This window comes from Cupriavidus sp. 291-E7 (assembly GCF_057798835.1).
Genome location: NZ_JBYOJV010000001.1, coordinates 52,020 through 68,488, shown reverse-complemented (window position 1 = coordinate 68,488; position 16,469 = coordinate 52,020). Strand labels below are relative to the sequence as shown.

Below are 16,469 nucleotides of genomic sequence, written 5' to 3'. Positions count from 1 at the left end.
TGGTGATGCGGCGGGCTTTTTATTGGGCGAAGCGTACCCGTTTCTGCGTGCCGTCCCGAGCGGCGGATGATGCGCATCCTTCTCCGATAAATCGTGGGATGGGTGGGGGGAGAGGGCAAGCAGTTCAACTTGCGGTAAGTCGGCAATGGGACCACCGCGCCCTCTCCCCCGGCCCCTCTCCCGCTTGCGGGAGAGGGGAGCAAACCGTTGGCGCATCGAACGTCAGTCGTCCTTGGCTCTCCACCACGTGCACTCGCTATGCGCTCCCCTCTCCCATGAAATGGGAGAGGGGTGGGGGAGAGGGCAAGCAGTTCAACTTGCGGTAAGTCGGCAATGGAACCACCGCGCCCTATCCCACGAAACGGCAGCGCACAACGAAAAGCGTACCCATTTCTGCGTGCCCGAAAGTCAGGCCGCACAATGCAAAACGGCGATCCCAGGGGATCGCCGTTGCCATGTCTGCCTGCGCTCGGAGGCGCCAGAATCAGGATTTGCGCACGAAGTGGATGACCTGCTCGTTGCTGCCGCCGGAGCCGGTACTGCCGGCGCCCGATGTCCCCGACGTATTCGACGTATTCGAATCGCAAGTGCCGCAGCCGCTGTTCGTGTCGCACCCGCTGGCACATCCCGCAGCCTGGGTTGGCGCCAGGCGCCGTGCCAGCCATCCGCGCAGACCGTTGGCCGATGTGCCGCCCAGCATCGCCGCCAGGCTGGCCTTCACGCGCTCGCGGGTGCGAGGCATGTAGCGCCCCGCCACATGCACGGCGCAGGCCAGCACGATCAGCGGGACGATCAGGGTTTCGAAGACGTGATAAAGCGTCATGGCAGTTTGACTGGATGCCGCGGCATCCGTTTCCTCCAGATCAGCTGAACATCAACGCCACGCGATAGGTGATGAACGAGGCGAGGTAGGCCAGCCCAGCCAGGTAGCCGGCCGAGGCCGCCATCACCTTCCAGGAGTTGGTCTCGCGACGGATCACCGCCAGCGTGGAAATGCACTGCGGCGCGAACACGTACCAGGCCAGCAGCGACAGCGCGGTGGCCAGCGACCACTGTGCCGCAATCATCGGCGCCAGCTGCACGGCCACGACATCGTCGCTACCCGACAGCGCATACACCGTGGCCAACGCACCCACCGCCACTTCACGCGCGGCCAGGCCCGGCACCAGTGCGATGCAGATCTGCCAGTTGAAGCCGATCGGCGCGAACACATGCTCGAGCCCGCGGCCGATCATGCCGGCGAAGCTGTAGTCGATCGGCGGCAGCGTTGCGCCCTCGGGCGGCGACGGGAACGTGGCCAGGAACCACAGCAGCACGGTCAGCGTCAGGATCACCTTGCCCACGCGCGACAGGAAGATACGCGCGCGCTCCCACAGGCCGATGGCGATGTCGCGCGGATTCGGTATCCGGTACGACGGCAGCTCCATCAACAGCGGATGGTCGGTATGGTCGCGCCGGAACCACTTCAGCACGTAGGCCACCAGCAGCGCGCTGACGATGCCGGCCACGTAAAGCGCGAACAGTACCAGCCCCTGCAGGTTGAACAGCCCGGCCACGGTGCGCTCCGGGATGAACGCGCCAATCAGCAGCGCATACACGGGTAGCCGCGCCGAGCACGTCATCAGCGGCGCCACCAGGATCGTGGTCAGCCGGTCACGCGGGTCCTGGATCGTGCGCGTAGCCATGATGCCCGGGATCGCGCAGGCAAAGCTCGACAGCAACGGGATGAACGACCGGCCGGAGAGGCCCGCACTCATCATCAACCGGTCCAGCAGGAACGCGGCGCGTGGCAGGTAGCCCGATTCCTCCAGCGTCAGGATGAACAGGAACAGAATCAGGATCTGCGGCAGGAAGACGATCACGCTGCCCAGGCCGGCGATCAGGCCGTCGACCAGCAGGCTCTTGAGCATGCCGTCGGGCATCATTGCGCCCAGCCATTCGCCAAAGAAATGCACGCCGCCTTCGATGCCGTCCATCATGGGCTCGGCCCACGAGAACACGGCCTGGAACATGAAGAACAGCAGTACGGCCAGGATTGCGAGGCCGAATACCGGATGCAGCACCACGCGGTCCACCGCGTCGTCGAAGCGCGCGGTGCGCGTGGGCATCGTCACGGCTGCGTCCAGCAGACGCTTCACCTCGGCGTGCGTGTCGAGTTCCGACACGCTGTCCAGTGCCTGCGCGGGCGGTGCCGGCGGCAACGTCTCGTCGAACAGCTTGATCAGCGCGGCGGCACCGTCGCGCTTGACGGCCACGGTCTGCACCACGGGCACGCCCAGCGCGCGCGACAGCGCGTCACGATCGATCACGATACCGCGTCGCGCGGCGGCATCGCTCATATTGAGCACCACCACCATCGGCAGGCCCAGGCGACGCAGTTCGAGCACAAAACGCAGGTGCAGGCGCAGGTTGGTGGCATCGACCACCGAGACAAGCAGGTCGGGCCGGGTTTCGCCGGCACGCTGGCCCATACAGACTTCGCGCGTGATGGCTTCGTCCAGACTGGCCGAATGCAGGCTGTACGCGCCCGGCAGATCGAGGATGCGAACCGTGCGGCCGGCCGGCGACACGAACTGGCCTTCCTTGCGCTCGACGGTCACGCCGGCGTAGTTGGCCACTTTCTGCCGGCTGCCGGTCAGGCGATTGAACAGCGCGGTCTTGCCGCAATTGGGGTTGCCTACCAGCGCAATGCGCAAGGCGGAGGAATTCTGGGCAACTGACATGATGGGATAGGGTCGGAAGGCGGGCGGGCCCTCAGGCAATACGCTGGGCGGCGTCGGAAGCGTCGGCCACATTGGCCTGGCTTGCCGGTGCAATGCTGGAAACGGAAGCGGTGGCCACTTCCACCGCGATACGCTCGGCTTCCGAACGACGCAGCGCAAAGCGCGTATAGCCAACCTGGGCGACCAGCGGGTCCTTGCCGAACAGACCGAACGTGATGATCTGCACGGATTCACCCGGCACGAAGCCGAGATCGCGCAGGCGTCGCGCTACAGGGTCGTTGGGAATGACGTCGTCCACCGATTTGACGATGGCGACCGTGCGCCGGGGCAGTTCAGGCAACCGCATTATGCTTCCAGTCCAGGGGCGGGATCGCCGCCGCGCAACAGGGAAAATCCTGTCGGGTACGTAAATAAAAATCGTTCTCGATTGTATAGCATTCGCGCCATATGCGCGCTGTAGGGGTGATGTTGTTAGCTGTTTGTAATGTTGGCGGGGAATAAGCTGTGTCCGCCAGACGTTAACGATGTAACGACAACCCCGCCCTCGCCGCACCCCAACCAATGGACAACGACTTCTCAGATGACGCGCTGCGCGAAGTGATTCCGAGGCTGCGCCGCTTTGCCGTGTCGCTGACCCGGAATGAAGCAAGCGCCGACGATCTGGTTCAGGCGTGCCTGGAGCGTGCGTTGTCGCGCCGCGCCACACGCCACGACGGCAGTGACTTGCGCGCGTGGCTTTTCTCGATCCTTTATCGCCTGTTCGTCGACGGCCAGCGCCGGGCCAAGCGCTATGCAGGCCTGCTGACGTTGTTCGGGATTGGCAGTGACGAAGACAGCGCCCCGTCCACCGAGGACGTGGTCATGGCACGGTCCGCGCTCGATGGCTTCAACCGCTTGTCCGCGGAACAGCGCGCGCTGCTGATACTGGTGACGGTGGAAGGACTCAGCTACCAGGAAGCCGCCGACGCCCTCGATGTGCCGATCGGCACGGTCATGTCGCGTATCTCGCGTGCCCGCAAGGCACTCCGCGAACTCACCGACGGCAAAGTCGTTCATCCTCCCCTGCAGGTTCTCAAATGAATACCTTGATGCCCACCGAACCGGAACTCCACGCCTACGTCGATGGCGAACTGGATGACACGCGGCGTCTGCAGATCGATGCGCTGATCGCCAACCATCCCGACCTGGCGCGGCAAGTGGAGCAGATCCGGCAGGACATGCAGCATCTGCGTGCCAACCTGGAGCCGCCTCCCGCCGATACGCCGGCACGGCTCGATCCGTTCCGCATCCGCCGCAACCTGCGCGATCGTGCGCGGCATCGTGTGGCAATCGCCGCATCGCTGGTGATGGCGCTGGCCGTCGGTGGCATGGGCGGCTGGCAGACGCGCGAAATCGCGTTGCGTCAGAGCAATCTGCCGATGGCGGATGCCATGTCGGCTTATCGCCTGTTCGCCGTCAGCGATGCGCCGCAGATGGTCGACGTGAAGGCCAGCGACGCGCGCGACCTGCAGTCCTGGCTGAATCGTCATTTCGTGCAGCCGGCGCCATTGCCCGATTTTTCGGCGCACGGATTCCGTCCAGTGGGAGGCCGGCTGATGTCGACCGAACAGGGCCCGGCCGCGATGATTCTGTACCAGAACCCGCAGATGCAGACGATCGTCTATTACGTGCGGCCGCCCGGCGATCTGCGTTTTCACAACGGCGCACGCACGGAAGGCAACCTGATGGCGCAGTACTGGCGCAACGGCCGCTATCTGTATGCCGTGGTCACGCCAACCGACAATCCGGCGGCGCTGCCCATCCAGCGTGCAGTCGATCCGGGCAATATCTAAAAAATGAACGACGGTGGAAATAGCGATGCGGTGTCGCTCGTCATACTGAAACACAGAGCATGACCGCTTCATGCGCGTGTCTCGTGTTCCAGATGAAAGGACTGATGATGAAACTGAACCGCCCGCTGGCCGCCCTGGCCACCACCGTCGCCGCCCTCGCATTCGCCCAAGGCGCGATGGCCCAGGACAACACCCCGAAGACCACCGCCCCCGGCGCGGTCAGGAACATCGTGCTCGTGCACGGCCTCTACGCAGATGGATCGAGCTGGGAAAAGGTGATTCCGCTCCTGCAGGCCAAGGGCTATCACGTGACGTCGGTGCAGAACCCGACCACATCGTTCGATGCCGACGTCGATGCAGTGAAGCGCGCACTGGCCCAGCAGGATGGCCCGACGCTGCTGGTCGCGCATTCGTATGGCGGCATGGTGATCACGCAGGCCGGTGACGATCCGAAGGTGTCCGGCCTGGTATATATCGCCGCGCGCGCGCCCGATGCAGGCGAAGATTATCCGGCGCTCACGCGCAAGTTTCCGGCCGCCCCGGCATCGGCTGGCCTGCAATGGTCGGCCGATGGCTACGGCAAGCTGTCCGAGCAGGCGTTCGTGAACGACTTCGCCGGCGACCTGCCGAAGAAGGAGGCCGAAGCCTACTATGCGGTGCAACAGCCGATGGGCAAGGCCATCACGATGGCCAAGACCACGGTGGCGGCCTGGCGCGACAAGCCCACGTGGTACGCCGTGTCGACCGAAGACCGGACCATCAATTCCGATCTCGAACGCTTCATGGCCAAGCGCATGGGCGCCCATACGATCGAGATTCCGTCGAGTCACGTATCGCTGATCTCGCATCCGAAGGAAGTTGCGAACCTGATTCTGCAGGCAGCCGGCGGACAGGGGAGTGCGCGCGTCGCACAGACAGGTACGCCGTACTACGCCGCCGTCACGGCACCGCGCGATCCTTTCACCGATGGCGCCTGACTGACTTAGGGATTACCCCTGTTTGGCGCATTAATCAGGTTGCTTGGCAGACTTTTATCGGCGAATAACACATTTGCGGTATTGGTGCGCCGCAACCCCAGGCATAAGCTGCAAGCACGCTGAACACCCCGTTCCACGCGTACTTCATAGCCACCGGTCCCCTGGACCGGTGGCTTTTTCTTTTTGCGCCCGGCATGCGCGTGGCCGGATGGCTGCCCCGATGCCGGTTCATATGCCCGCGTGTGCCGCCGCCGTCTTGACCGTCTCGACAAAGTGATCGCGAGCCGGGTGATCGGGTGCCTGCTTCCAGACGCAATAGACCTCGGACGGTACCGTGGCATCGGCAAGCGGACGGAACGCCGCACCGGCCATGCCCGAGCGAGCCATCGCCGCCGGCACCACCGCCACGCCCATGCCCTGCGATACCAGCGACACGACTGACAGCCAGTGGCGCACCTCGTGGCGGATTCGGGGGTAGAAGCCTTGTGCCGCGCACATGTCGAAGATACGGCTGTAGTAGTCGGGCGACGCCTTGCGCGAGAACAGCACGAACGGCTCGCCGCGCAGGTCGGCCAGTGCCACCGCATCGCGCGCCGTCAGTGGGTGGTCGGCCGGCATGCAGCAAACGAACGGCTCCGAATGCGCGAGCGTTGCCGCCAGCTCGTCGGGCACCCGGCTCGTGTGGACAAAGCCGGCGTCCAGTTCGCCATGCAGCAGTGCATCGATCTGCTCCTGCGAATTGAGTTCGGTCAGCGCCACGTGGATGCCTGGGTAGCGGGCCTGGAATTCCTGCAGCCGCTGCGGCAGACCGCGATAAAGCATCGAACCGACAAAACCCACGCGCAGCCTGCCGACCGCGCCGGCCTCGATCTCGCGCGCCAGCAGCCGCGCCGATTCGGCCTGCGCCAGCAGCGCGGTGGCCGACTCGCGGAACGCGCGGCCAGCCGCGGTCAGGCGTACGCCCCGGCTGTCGCGTTCGAACAGGCGCGCCCCGACCGATGCCTCCAACTGCTGGATGTTGAGCGACAGCGGCGGCTGGGAAATCGACAGCCGCTTCGCGGCGCGCCCGAAATGCAGTTCCTCGGCCAGCACGAGGAAGTAACGCAGATGACGGAATTCCATAGCGATACAGAATTTGTATTGATCGAGCCAATTTTAGAATTGGACGCGAATCGTTGGCGATCAAATAATGGATCCCAAACCATCCCGCCCCGTTCTGCAGGGCAGGGAGATTCTGGAGACATTGCATGCCAACCAGCGCCGCACGCCCCGCCGCATCCCAATCCGCGCCTATTGCCCAGGCGGAAGCCCATCCGGTTCCCGATCGCCACGGCTCCAGCCTGTTCGCGGCAGACCCGGACTTGCGGGCGCTGTTGCCGCTCTACCTGCCGGCCGACCTGTTCAATCACCTGCTGCCGCATCTGGAGCGCATGGGCGCGCTGGCGGGCGGTGTGCTCGATGAGCTGGCCAACGTGGCGGACCACGAGCCGCCGACGCTGTCACACCGCACCCGCACCGGGCTGGATGCCCAGCGCATTCACAAGCACCCGGCCTATGTGGAACTGGAGCGCGTGGCGTTTTCGGAGTTCGGCCTCGCCGCGGCATCGCATCGCGGTGGCGTGCTCGGCTGGGACAAGCCGATGCCCCCGGCGGCCAAATACGCGCTGACCTATCTGTTCGTGCAGGCCGAGTTCGGCCTCTGCTGCCCGCTGTCGATGACCGATTCGCTGACGCGCACGCTGCGCAAGTTCGGCGATCCGTCGCTGGTGGAACGCTTTCTGCCCAATCTGACCACGCAGGTCTTCGACGACCTTTACCAGGGCGCGATGTTCATGACCGAGCAGGGCGCCGGGTCGGACGTGGCCGCCACCGCCACGCGCGCCATCCGTGACGACAGCGCCGAAGGCGGCTGGCGCCTGGTGGGTGACAAGTGGTTCTGCTCGAACCCCGACGCCGCGCTGGCGATGGTGCTGGCCCGCGTGGAAGAGGCCGACGGCACGGCTGTCGATGGCATCAAGGGCGTGTCGTTGTTCCTGCTGCCGCGCACGCTGGCCGATGGCAGTGCCAACCACTATCGAATCATCCGTCTCAAGGACAAGCTCGGCACACGCTCGATGGCCAGCGGCGAGATCCGCCTGGAAGGCGCACACGCTCACCTGGTGGGCGAGCTGGGGCGCGGTTTCGTGCAGATGGCCGACATGATCAACAACTCGCGGCTTTCCAATGGCGTGCGCGCCGCCGGGCTGATGCGCCGCGCGCTGACCGAGGGCCAGTTCATCGCAAGCGAGCGGCGTGCGTTTGGCAAGCGCCTTGCCGACATGCCGCTGATGCGCCGCCAGCTTCTCAAGCTGACGCTGCCCACCGAGCAGGCGCGCACGATGGTTTTCCAGACCGCGGAAGCGCTGCGCCGGGCGGATACCGGCGAGGCCGACGCCTATCCGCTGATGCGGATTCTGACGCCGCTGATCAAGTTCCGCGCCTGCCGTGATGCCCGCAAGGTGACCGGCGATGCGATGGAAATCCGGGGCGGCTGCGGCTACATCGAGGAATGGAGCGACCCGCGCCTGGTGCGCGATGCCCACCTCGGCTCGATCTGGGAAGGCACGAGCAATATCGTTGCGCTCGACGTGCTGCGTGCGATCCGCCGCGAAGGGTCGTTGCCGGTGCTGCGCGCCTATCTGGAAGGCTTGCTCGGCGACACGCCGCTGCATGCGCAAGCGCGCGAAGTGTTCGCGTCGGCTATCGCCAACGCGACGGCGCTGGCCGCGCGCGCGGCGGATGCGGGAGCCGACGGCGATGTGCTGGCCCGCCAGGCTGCCTCCGCGCTCTATCACGTGACCAGCGCCGTGGCGATGGCATGGGAAGCCGGCCGCATCGGATCGGCGCGCCGCATGCGTCTGGCGCAACTGGTGCTGGTGCACCGCGTGCTGCCGCAAGACCCGCTGCGTGGCGCCGCCGAGCCGGACTGGCTCGGCGAGACGGTGGCACAGCCCGCGGATGGCGCCGTACGAGCGGCAGGTCCGGTCGACCGGATCAACGTGTTCTGAAGTTCAGGGACAGGCGCGGCCCGAATCGCGCCAACCTATAAAAAGCATTACCGGAGACAACGCATCATGCCCCAATGGCACCGCCGCGCGGCCCTGGCCGCCATCGCCTCGTTCGCAGCCTGCACGCTGCTTGCCACCCCCGCGCTTGCGCAGAAGGATTTTCCCAGCAAGCCCATCATGCTCGTGGTGACATACCCGCCGGGCGGCCCGACCGATGCGATGGCCCGCACACTGGCCGCCGCGCTGAAGAACAGCCTGGGCCAGCCCGTGGTGGTGGAAAACCGCGCGGGCGCCGGCGGCAATATCGGCGCGGAAGTCGTGGCGCGCGCCGAACCCGATGGCTACACGCTGATGTTCGGCACGTCGGCGCCGCTGGCGATCAACGTGAGCCTGTATCGCAAGATCAACTATGACCCGATCAAGAGCTTCGCGCCCGTGATCCAGATCGGCCATCTGCCGAACGTACTGGTGGTCAACCCGAACGTGCCCGCCAAGAACGTGCAGGAGCTGATCGCCTATGGCAAGGCGCATCCGGGCAAGCTGACCTATGCGTCGTCGGGCAACGGCGCGTCGTCGCACCTGGCCGGCGTGCTGTTCAACAACCTGGCCGGCACAGACTTCCAGCACGTGCCTTACAAGGGCACCGGCCCCGCGCTCAACGATCTGCTGGGCGGGCAGGTCAGCATGACGTTCACCGATGTGCTGACCGCGCTGCCTTTCATCAAGAGTGGCAAGGTGCGTGCCCTGGGTGTGACCACCAAGGGCCGGTCGCAAGCCTTGCCCGATGTGCCTACCGTTGCCGAGCAGGGTGTCGCCGGCTTCGATGTTTCGGTATTCTTTGGCGTGGTAGCACCGGCAGGCACGCCGCCCGCTGTCATCGGCAAGCTGAACCATGCATTCGCCGACGCGCTGCAGCAGCCCGAAGTCCGCAAGACGCTGCTCGCGCAGGGGCTGGAGCTGGCGCCGTCGACATCGCCCGAGCAGTTGGGCAACTTCGTCAAGGCGGAGGTCGGCAAGTGGCGTGCCGTCGTGCAGAAGTCTGGCGCACAGCTGGACTGACGACCACTTAGAACAAGACATAGGAAGAGACAATGACGCCAACCAAAGCCGGCGTGACCGGTGCACTTGCCGGGATTCGCGTAGTGGATCTCTCGCGTATTCTCGGCGGCCCGTTCTGCGGCCAGATTCTGGGCGACCACGGCGCCGACGTGCTCAAGATCGAACCGCCGCAGGGCGATGACACGCGAACCTGGGGTCCGCCGTTCCGCGATGGCGTGGCGTCGTACTACTTCGGCCTGAACCGCAACAAGCGCGTGATGAAGCTGGACCTGACCGCCGACGCCGACCGCGCCGTGCTGTTGGCCCTGCTGGCCGATGCCGATGTGCTGGTCGAGAACTTCAAGACGGGCACGATGGAGAAATGGGGCCTGGGCTTCGACGCCCTGTCGCAGCAGTTTCCGCGTCTGGTTCATTGTCGTGTCTCGGGCTTCGGTGCCGATGGCCCGCTGGGCGGCCTGCCGGGGTACGACGCGGCAATCCAGGCGATGGCGGGCATCATGAGCATCAACGGCGAGCCCGACCGCGATCCGTTGCGCGTGGGTCTGCCCGTGGTCGACATGGTCACCGGACTCAACGCTGCGCTGGGCGTGCTGCTGGCGCTGCAGGAGCGCGAACGCAGCGGGCGCGGCCAGTTCGTCGAAGCGGCGCTGTACGACTCCGGGTTGTCGCTGCTGCATCCGCATGCGGCCAACTGGTTCATGAGCGGCAAGACGCCGGGCCGCACCGGCAATGCGCATCCGAACATCTATCCGTACGACACCGTGGCCACGGCCACCGATCCGATCTTTCTGGCCGTGGGCAACGACCGGCAGTTCCGCATCTTCTGCGAACACATCGGCGTGGCGGAGCTGGCTGACGACGAGCGCTTTGCCACGGCCGGCGCGCGATCGGTCAACCGCGCGCAGCTCAAGGGCACGCTGGAGTCGAAGCTGGCAACGTGGGACGGCAAGGTGCTGGCCGATCAGCTTTCGGCCGCCGGTGTGCCGTGCGCACCGGTACTGTCGGTGCCGGACGCGCTGACGCATCCGCATACCGCGCACAGGGAAATGGTGGTGGAGATGGCCGGCGGCTACAAGGGACTGGGCGCCCCGGTCAAACTGAGCCGGACCCCGGCGACTTACCGGTATGCACCGCTGACGGAAGGGAATGCGTTCCTGCCGAGAGACGCGGCGAACGACTGAGGCCGCGAGCGTTTGCGCCGCTCTCCCGTGCGGGAGAGCGGCGCAAATACTGAGCGCAAACATCGGGCGATAACACTTACCCCGGAATCATCCCCGTCAACCAGTACGCCTGCACCATCGTGATCACGCCCACGATGAATGCGAACAGCAGGCTGTGCTTGAGCGTAAAGCGGAACAGCTCCGATTCCTTGCCAACCAGTCCCGTGGCCGCGCAGGCCACCGCGATCGATTGCGGCGAGATCATCTTGCCCGTGACACCGCCCGTGGTGTTGGCGGCCACCAGCAGCGTGTCCGACACGCCAATCTGATGCGCGGTGGTGTGCTGCAGCGAGCAGAACAGCGCATTGGACGACGTATCCGAACCGGTCAGGAACACGCCGAGCCAGCCCAGCAGCGGCGAGAAGAACGGGAACGCGGCGCCGGTGCCGGCAAGCAGCAATGCTAGCGTCGACGACATGCCCGAGTAGTTGGCCACGAACGCGAATGCCAGCACCAGACCGATCGACAACACGGGGCGGCGCAGTTCCATCAGCGTCTCGAAGAACGTCGCGACGGCATCGCGCGGCTTCATGCGCAGCAGCACCACCGAGATGACCGCCGTCAGCAGGATTGCGGTACCCACGGCCGACAGCAGGTCCAGCTTCAGTACGGCTTCATAGGGCTTGGGCGATGCCACGATCGGCGCTGCCTTGATCACGAGCTGATCCAGCATCGGCACCTTGAACTTGAGCACCGTGCCGGCCAGCAGGCCGTTGGCGCCGAACAGCGCCTTGAACGACGGCAGGCTCCAGACCGTGACGATGGCCGTGAGGATGCCGAACGGCGCCCATGCGCGAACGGTCTGGCCGAAGGTATAGGGCGATGCCTTGCGGCTCGACGGCGCACCCATGCCGCCACCGAAACCGGCCATCGCCACGGTGCCGCCGGAAACGGCGCCGCGTGCCGACTGCGATGCGGTGCGCGGCTGCCAGACCCGCAGGAACGCGGCCAGCGAGATCAGGCTTACCAGCGCCGACGTGATGTCCGGCAGCTCGGGACCGATATGGTTCGACGTGAAGTACTGGGTCACCGCGAAGCTACCGCCGACGACAAAGGCTGCCGGCCACGTTTCGCGCACGCCTTTCCAGCCATCCATCATGAACACGAGCCAGAACGGCACGGCCATCGACAGCAGCGGCAGTTGCCGGCCGGCCATCGCGCCGATGTGCATCGGGTCGATGCCAGTGACCTGCCCGGCCACGATGATCGGAATGCCCATCGCGCCGAACGCCACCGGCGCCGTATTGGCGATCAGGCAGAGCCCCGCCGCATACAGCGGATTGAACCCCAGGCCCACGAGCAGCGCGGCGGTAATGGCCACTGGCGCGCCAAAACCGGCCGCGCCTTCCAGAAAGGCGCCGAACGCAAAGCCGATCAGCAGCATCTGCAGGCGCTGGTCGTCGGTGATCGACAGCACCGACGCGCGGATGACATCGAACTGGCCCGTCTTCACGACGATCTTGTACAGGAACACCGCCGTGACGATGATCCACGCAATCGGCCACAGACCGTAGGCAAAGCCGAAGCCCGCCGATGCGAAAGCCTGCTGCGCGGGCATGCCATAGGCGAAGATCGCCACGGCCAGCGCCAGCGCCAGAGTGATAGCAGCGGCCACATGGCCCTTCATGCGCAGCACCGCCAGCGCGACGAAGAAGAACAGGATGGGTACCGCCGCGGCGAGCGCGGACAGCCAGAGGCTGCCCAGCGGTGTGTATAGCTGAGTCCAGGGTTGCACGGGAAGTCTCCTTGATGGTGTTTAAGTTCTTGTGCGTGGGGCGCTGCCGGTATCCGGCTATTCGGGCTGGTCGCGCGCCGCGAGCAGGTCGGACAGACTCTGCGGGGCCGGTGTCAAAGGCTTGCGATGCTGGGTCCATCCCATCTGCGACGACGGCGTGAACATGCGCAACCGCGTGGCGGCCCAGCGGAACAAACGGTATGCGGCCGGATGCGCAAACGCGCCGCTCCAGAAGCGCCAGACCAGATGCTCGCGGCGGCTGTACTTCGCACCCTGGCCTTTCAGCGGATGCGGCACGGCTTCTTCGGGATCGCGATTCGATTCGGTGCGCAGGCGCACCAGCAACTCCGGTATCGGAATGCGCACGGGACAAACCTCGCCGCAGGCGCCGCACAGGCTCGATGCGGTCGGCAGGTCGGCCGTGGCATCCAGGCCCAGCAGGTGTGGCGAGATGATCTTGCCGATCGGGCCGGGGTACGTCGTGCCGTAGGCGTGGCCGCCGATCCGCGTATAGACCGGGCAATGGTTCATGCACGCGCCGCAGCGGATGCACTGCAGCGTGGCACGTAGCTGCGTATCGGCATAGGCCTGGCTGCGGCCGTTGTCGAGCAGCACCAGGTGCACCTCGCGCGGACCGTCCTGCTCGCCGGGTTTGCGCGGGCTGGAGATCAGGTTGAAGTACGTGGTGATCGCCTGGCCCGTGGCCGAACGTGTGAGCAGGCTCGATAGCGGCACGATGTGCGCGAGCTTTGCCACCACTTTCTCCATGCCCAGGATCGCGATGTGCACGTCGGGAACCGTGGTCGAAAGTCGACCATTGCCCTCGTTCTCGACGAGCCACAGCGTACCGGTATCGGCCGCGGCGAAGTTGACGCCCGACAGGCCGATATCGGCCTCAACGAACGCCTGCCGCAGCGCGCGCCGGCCGGTCTGGATCAGTGCGTCGACGTCCTCGGTATAGGGCGTGTCGGGGATGTTCTGCTCGAACAGCGTGGCGATGTCGGCCTTGGTCTTGTGGATGGCCGGCATGACGATGTGCGACGGCTTCTCGCCCGCCATCTGGACGATGTACTCGCCCATGTCCGATTCGATGCAGTCGATGCCGCGCTCGGCCAGGTAATGGTTCAGCTCCATTTCCTCGCTGGCCATCGACTTGCCCTTGATCACGCGCGTTGCCGCGCGCCTCTGGGCGATGCTATGAATGATCGCGTTGGCTTCTTCGGCGGTCTCGGCCCAGTGCACCTGCACGCCAGCCCGCGTGAGGTTGGCTTCGAGTTGCGTCAGCAGGTCGGGCAGATTGGCCAGCGCGTGCTGGCGCACCGCTTCGCCAAGGTCGCGCAGATGCTCCAGCTCGTCGCCATCGGGAAACTGCACGGCCCGCTTTTGCTGCAGGAAATCCATTGCGCCACGAAAGCTCTTGCGCAGCTTGGGATCGTCGAGTGCCTCGCGCGCACGGGTACGAAAATCGGCGCTGGGAACGAAGTGCAGGGTTTGCTCGCTCATTGTGCGGCACCTTCTTCATGATCGGTCACGATCACCACCCAGAGCCGGCGCGGCCCGTGGGCACCGTAGGCCAGCGTCTGCTGGATGTCCGAGGTCTTGGACGGGCCGGACACCATGACCAGGTTGGTCGGCATGCCATCGGCCCAGCGTTCGGCACGCGCCGCGCTGTGCAGGTCGGGATGCAGTGACGATGCGTAGACGAGTGCGATGTGGATGGGCGGTGCCAGCGACATCGTGCGCGGCGAGCCGGCGTCGGGCGCCAGCACCAGCGTGCCGGTGGCGGCCAAGCCCGAGCGCGCGACCGTGAAGCCGGCGTCGATGGTGTCGAACAGCTCGGCCTTCCAGGCTTCGAGCGGGCGATCGAAGCCGACGCCGGCGATACCTGCGGGCAGCGCCTGGGCAAGCGCGGCGCCTTCGGGACGTTGCGTGTCCAGCAGCAGGCGGCGCACGCCTTCGACTGTGAGGCGATTGGCCACCCATGCTGGCCAGCTACTGGCATCGAGGCAGGCCACTTCGGCATGCGAAGCCGTCAGTGCCGCCTGCATCGACGCCACCATTGCGGCAATCGACGGGCGCTCGCCGCGCCGGGTATCGAAATGCAGGTCGATGCGCCGGTCCAGCGTGGCGGTGTCCTTGGCAAGGGTCGAACCGGACGTCGGCACGGCGGCACGCAGCCGACCCAGCATCCGCTCGCGGGCGCTCATCGCGGTCATGCGCCACCTCCGGTGCGGCGCCACAGGAATGACGCCAGATGTTCGACCGGCAGGGGGGCGCCAGCGTGGGCGGCCGCGTGGCCGATATTGAGCAGACAGCCGCAGTCGGCCGACACCAGCCGGTCGCAACCGGTGGCGCAGGCGGAGGCCACCTTGTCGCGCACCATCGCGCCCGAGATATCGGCGTGCTTGAGCGAGAACGTGCCACCAAAGCCGCAGCACTCCGATTCCCGCTCGTGCTCGACGCGCGTCACGCCAGGCAGCGCATCGACCAGTGCCACGCCGTGCGCGCGCGTACCCATTTCTCGGCGCGCCGCGCAGGACGTATGCAGCACCACGCGCTCGTGATCGCCGGCCGTCACTTCGTCAAAGCGCACATGCAGCACATTGAGCAGGAATTCGGCCAGTTCATAGACGCGGCCGGCAATGTCATTGGCCAGCATCGCGGCCTCGAAATCGTCGGCAAACAGCTTCGGCCAGTGGTGCCGCATCATGCCGCCGCACGACCCGGAAGGCACGATGATCGGCCAGGGTTCGCGGAACAGCTCCAGCTGCGCACGGGCTACCTTGCGGGCCTGCTCGGGATTGCCGCTGCTATAGGCCGGCTGGCCGCAGCAGCTCTGGCCTCTGGGAAAGTGAACGGTCAGCCCTTCGCGCTCCAGCAGGCGCACGGCGTCGAGGCCGGCTTGCGGGACGAACAGGTCGACTAGACAGGTGCCGAACAGGTACACCTGCTGCGGAACCGTGGCGGGATACTGCCTGGGTTGCATCGTCTGCCTCCGATGTGGGGTCGCCGCGGGTGAAAGGCGTCGCGGCATTTTTGAGCGCATAATTCCCGCTCTCGCGCCGGAGTACAAATTGGTTGGACCAATCCGGTGGCGGCACGAAAGGAAAGGGATTCGATGGGGGGCAGCGCACGCAACCGCGTGGAAGACATCATGCGCAGGATGGAGACCGCGTTGCTGGACGGCACGTGGCCCGTCGGCACGCGGCTGCCCGCCGAGCGCGTGCTGGCCGAGCATTACGCCGTGGCGCGCAACACGATCCGCGAGGCCATCCAGCGGCTTGCGGCGCGCGGGCTGCTGCAAAGCCGGCGTGGCGCGGGCGTATACGTCACGGACCAGCTTCGCACCGGTATTGCATCGCCCTGGGGCCAACTGGTGGCCGATCATCCGGCGCTGCGCGACGACATCCTGGAATTCCGCCGCGTGCTGGAGGGAGCGACGGCCTACTTTGCGGCGCAACGGGCCGATGCCTCGGACCTGAAGCGAATACGGGCGTTACTGAAGGAGCTGGAGCGGTCGCGCAAGGCGGACGACAAGGCCAGCGAGGCCGAAGCCGATGCGAAACTGCACGATGCCATTGCGCTGGCTTCGCACAACACGATGTTCCTGCACCTGCATACCAGCGTGATCGGCATGCTGCGCGAGCACATCACGATCAACGGCACAGGCCTGCGCGAAGCGGACGGCGAATCGTCCGACATGCTGCTGCGCCAGCATCGCACGCTCTGCGAGGCAATCTTGGCGCGGCGCCCCGAAGAGGCGCGCACGGCCATGCAGACGCACATCGACTTCGTACGCAGCAAGGTGGACGGCGAAGACGCCTGATCCCGTCGAGCGCAACGCGCCACGGAATTGGTCGTACCAGTTGCTGCGTG

Annotated in this window: 15 protein-coding genes; 7 read left to right on the top strand and 8 right to left on the bottom strand. The window is 65.8% G+C overall.

The features are described 5' to 3' along the window. Positions 1 to 484: 484 nt before the first annotated feature. Genes AC3FLX_RS00310 through AC3FLX_RS00300 form a run of 3 tightly spaced genes read right to left on the bottom strand, consistent with a single transcriptional unit; the run spans position 485 to position 3,069 of the window. Positions 485 to 823 carry a DUF6587 family protein gene (locus AC3FLX_RS00310; RefSeq protein WP_488693009.1) on the bottom strand — a complete coding sequence of 113 codons (339 nt, stop codon included), beginning with the start codon at positions 821 to 823 and terminating at the stop codon, positions 485 to 487. 40 nt (positions 824 to 863) lie between these two features. Continuing rightward, the gene (gene feoB, locus AC3FLX_RS00305) at positions 864 to 2,723 is read right to left on the bottom strand and encodes a ferrous iron transporter B (protein ID WP_488693008.1); all 1,860 of its coding nucleotides are present in this window, start codon (positions 2,721 to 2,723) and stop codon (positions 864 to 866) included. 31 nt (positions 2,724 to 2,754) lie between these two features. Then, positions 2,755 to 3,069 carry a FeoA family protein gene (locus tag AC3FLX_RS00300; RefSeq protein ID WP_488693007.1) on the bottom strand — a complete coding sequence of 105 codons (315 nt, stop codon included), beginning with the start codon at positions 3,067 to 3,069 and terminating at the stop codon, positions 2,755 to 2,757. Positions 3,070 to 3,284: 215 nt separating this feature from the next. Here AC3FLX_RS00300 and AC3FLX_RS00295 point away from each other — a divergent pair, with 215 nt between their 5' ends. The 3 genes from AC3FLX_RS00295 (at position 3,285) to AC3FLX_RS00285 (ending at position 5,532) form a co-directional block, all read left to right on the top strand. Continuing rightward, positions 3,285 to 3,803, top strand: coding sequence for a sigma-70 family RNA polymerase sigma factor (locus tag AC3FLX_RS00295; protein WP_488693006.1), 519 nt, complete (start codon positions 3,285 to 3,287; stop codon positions 3,801 to 3,803). Next, complete coding sequence (locus tag AC3FLX_RS00290; protein WP_488693005.1) at positions 3,800 to 4,555, top strand: anti-sigma factor family protein; 756 nt, start codon at positions 3,800 to 3,802, stop codon at positions 4,553 to 4,555. Before AC3FLX_RS00295 ends, AC3FLX_RS00290 begins: the two co-directional genes overlap by 4 nt. A gap of 107 nt (positions 4,556 to 4,662) precedes the next feature. Further along, positions 4,663 to 5,532, top strand: a complete 870-nt coding sequence (locus tag AC3FLX_RS00285; protein WP_488693664.1) for an alpha/beta hydrolase — start codon at positions 4,663 to 4,665, stop codon at positions 5,530 to 5,532. 228 nt (positions 5,533 to 5,760) lie between these two features. Here AC3FLX_RS00285 and AC3FLX_RS00280 read toward each other — a convergent pair whose 3' ends face one another. Next, the gene (locus AC3FLX_RS00280) at positions 5,761 to 6,654 is read right to left on the bottom strand and encodes a LysR family transcriptional regulator (protein WP_488693004.1); all 894 of its coding nucleotides are present in this window, start codon (positions 6,652 to 6,654) and stop codon (positions 5,761 to 5,763) included. 125 nt (positions 6,655 to 6,779) lie between these two features. Between AC3FLX_RS00280 and AC3FLX_RS00275 the strand changes: the two genes are divergently transcribed. From AC3FLX_RS00275 to AC3FLX_RS00265, 3 genes are all read left to right on the top strand, one after another. Next, entirely contained in the window at positions 6,780 to 8,579 is a 1,800-nt protein-coding gene (locus tag AC3FLX_RS00275) for an acyl-CoA dehydrogenase family protein (RefSeq protein ID WP_488693003.1), read from the top strand. 66 nt (positions 8,580 to 8,645) lie between these two features. After that, complete coding sequence (locus AC3FLX_RS00270; RefSeq protein WP_488693002.1) at positions 8,646 to 9,638, top strand: Bug family tripartite tricarboxylate transporter substrate binding protein; 993 nt, start codon at positions 8,646 to 8,648, stop codon at positions 9,636 to 9,638. A gap of 32 nt (positions 9,639 to 9,670) precedes the next feature. Next, positions 9,671 to 10,819 carry a CaiB/BaiF CoA transferase family protein gene (locus AC3FLX_RS00265; RefSeq protein ID WP_488693001.1) on the top strand — a complete coding sequence of 383 codons (1,149 nt, stop codon included), beginning with the start codon at positions 9,671 to 9,673 and terminating at the stop codon, positions 10,817 to 10,819. A gap of 76 nt (positions 10,820 to 10,895) precedes the next feature. On the opposite strand, the gene AC3FLX_RS00260 is transcribed toward AC3FLX_RS00265, so the two are convergent. From AC3FLX_RS00260 to AC3FLX_RS00245, 4 genes are read right to left on the bottom strand one after another with little or no spacing between them, the layout of a single operon-like run. Next, entirely contained in the window at positions 10,896 to 12,593 is a 1,698-nt protein-coding gene (locus AC3FLX_RS00260; RefSeq protein ID WP_488693000.1) for a lactate permease LctP family transporter, read from the bottom strand. A 57-nt stretch (positions 12,594 to 12,650) separates the two neighbouring features. Then, positions 12,651 to 14,096 (bottom strand): LutB/LldF family L-lactate oxidation iron-sulfur protein, encoded by a 1,446-nt coding sequence (locus AC3FLX_RS00255; RefSeq protein ID WP_488692999.1) that lies wholly within the window; start codon positions 14,094 to 14,096, stop codon positions 12,651 to 12,653. Then, a complete protein-coding gene (locus AC3FLX_RS00250; protein ID WP_488692998.1) occupies positions 14,093 to 14,809 on the bottom strand; it encodes a LutC/YkgG family protein in 717 nt (238 codons plus the stop codon). The genes AC3FLX_RS00255 and AC3FLX_RS00250 overlap by 4 nt, the downstream gene beginning before the upstream one ends. After that, on the bottom strand, positions 14,806 to 15,579 hold the full coding sequence (locus AC3FLX_RS00245) for a (Fe-S)-binding protein (RefSeq protein ID WP_488692997.1): 774 nt from the start codon (positions 15,577 to 15,579) through the stop codon (positions 14,806 to 14,808). The genes AC3FLX_RS00250 and AC3FLX_RS00245 overlap by 4 nt, the downstream gene beginning before the upstream one ends. A 132-nt stretch (positions 15,580 to 15,711) precedes the next feature. On the opposite strand from AC3FLX_RS00245, the gene AC3FLX_RS00240 reads away from it, so the two are divergent. After that, positions 15,712 to 16,419 carry a FadR/GntR family transcriptional regulator gene (locus AC3FLX_RS00240; protein ID WP_488692996.1) on the top strand — a complete coding sequence of 236 codons (708 nt, stop codon included), beginning with the start codon at positions 15,712 to 15,714 and terminating at the stop codon, positions 16,417 to 16,419. Positions 16,420 to 16,469 lie beyond the last annotated feature (50 nt).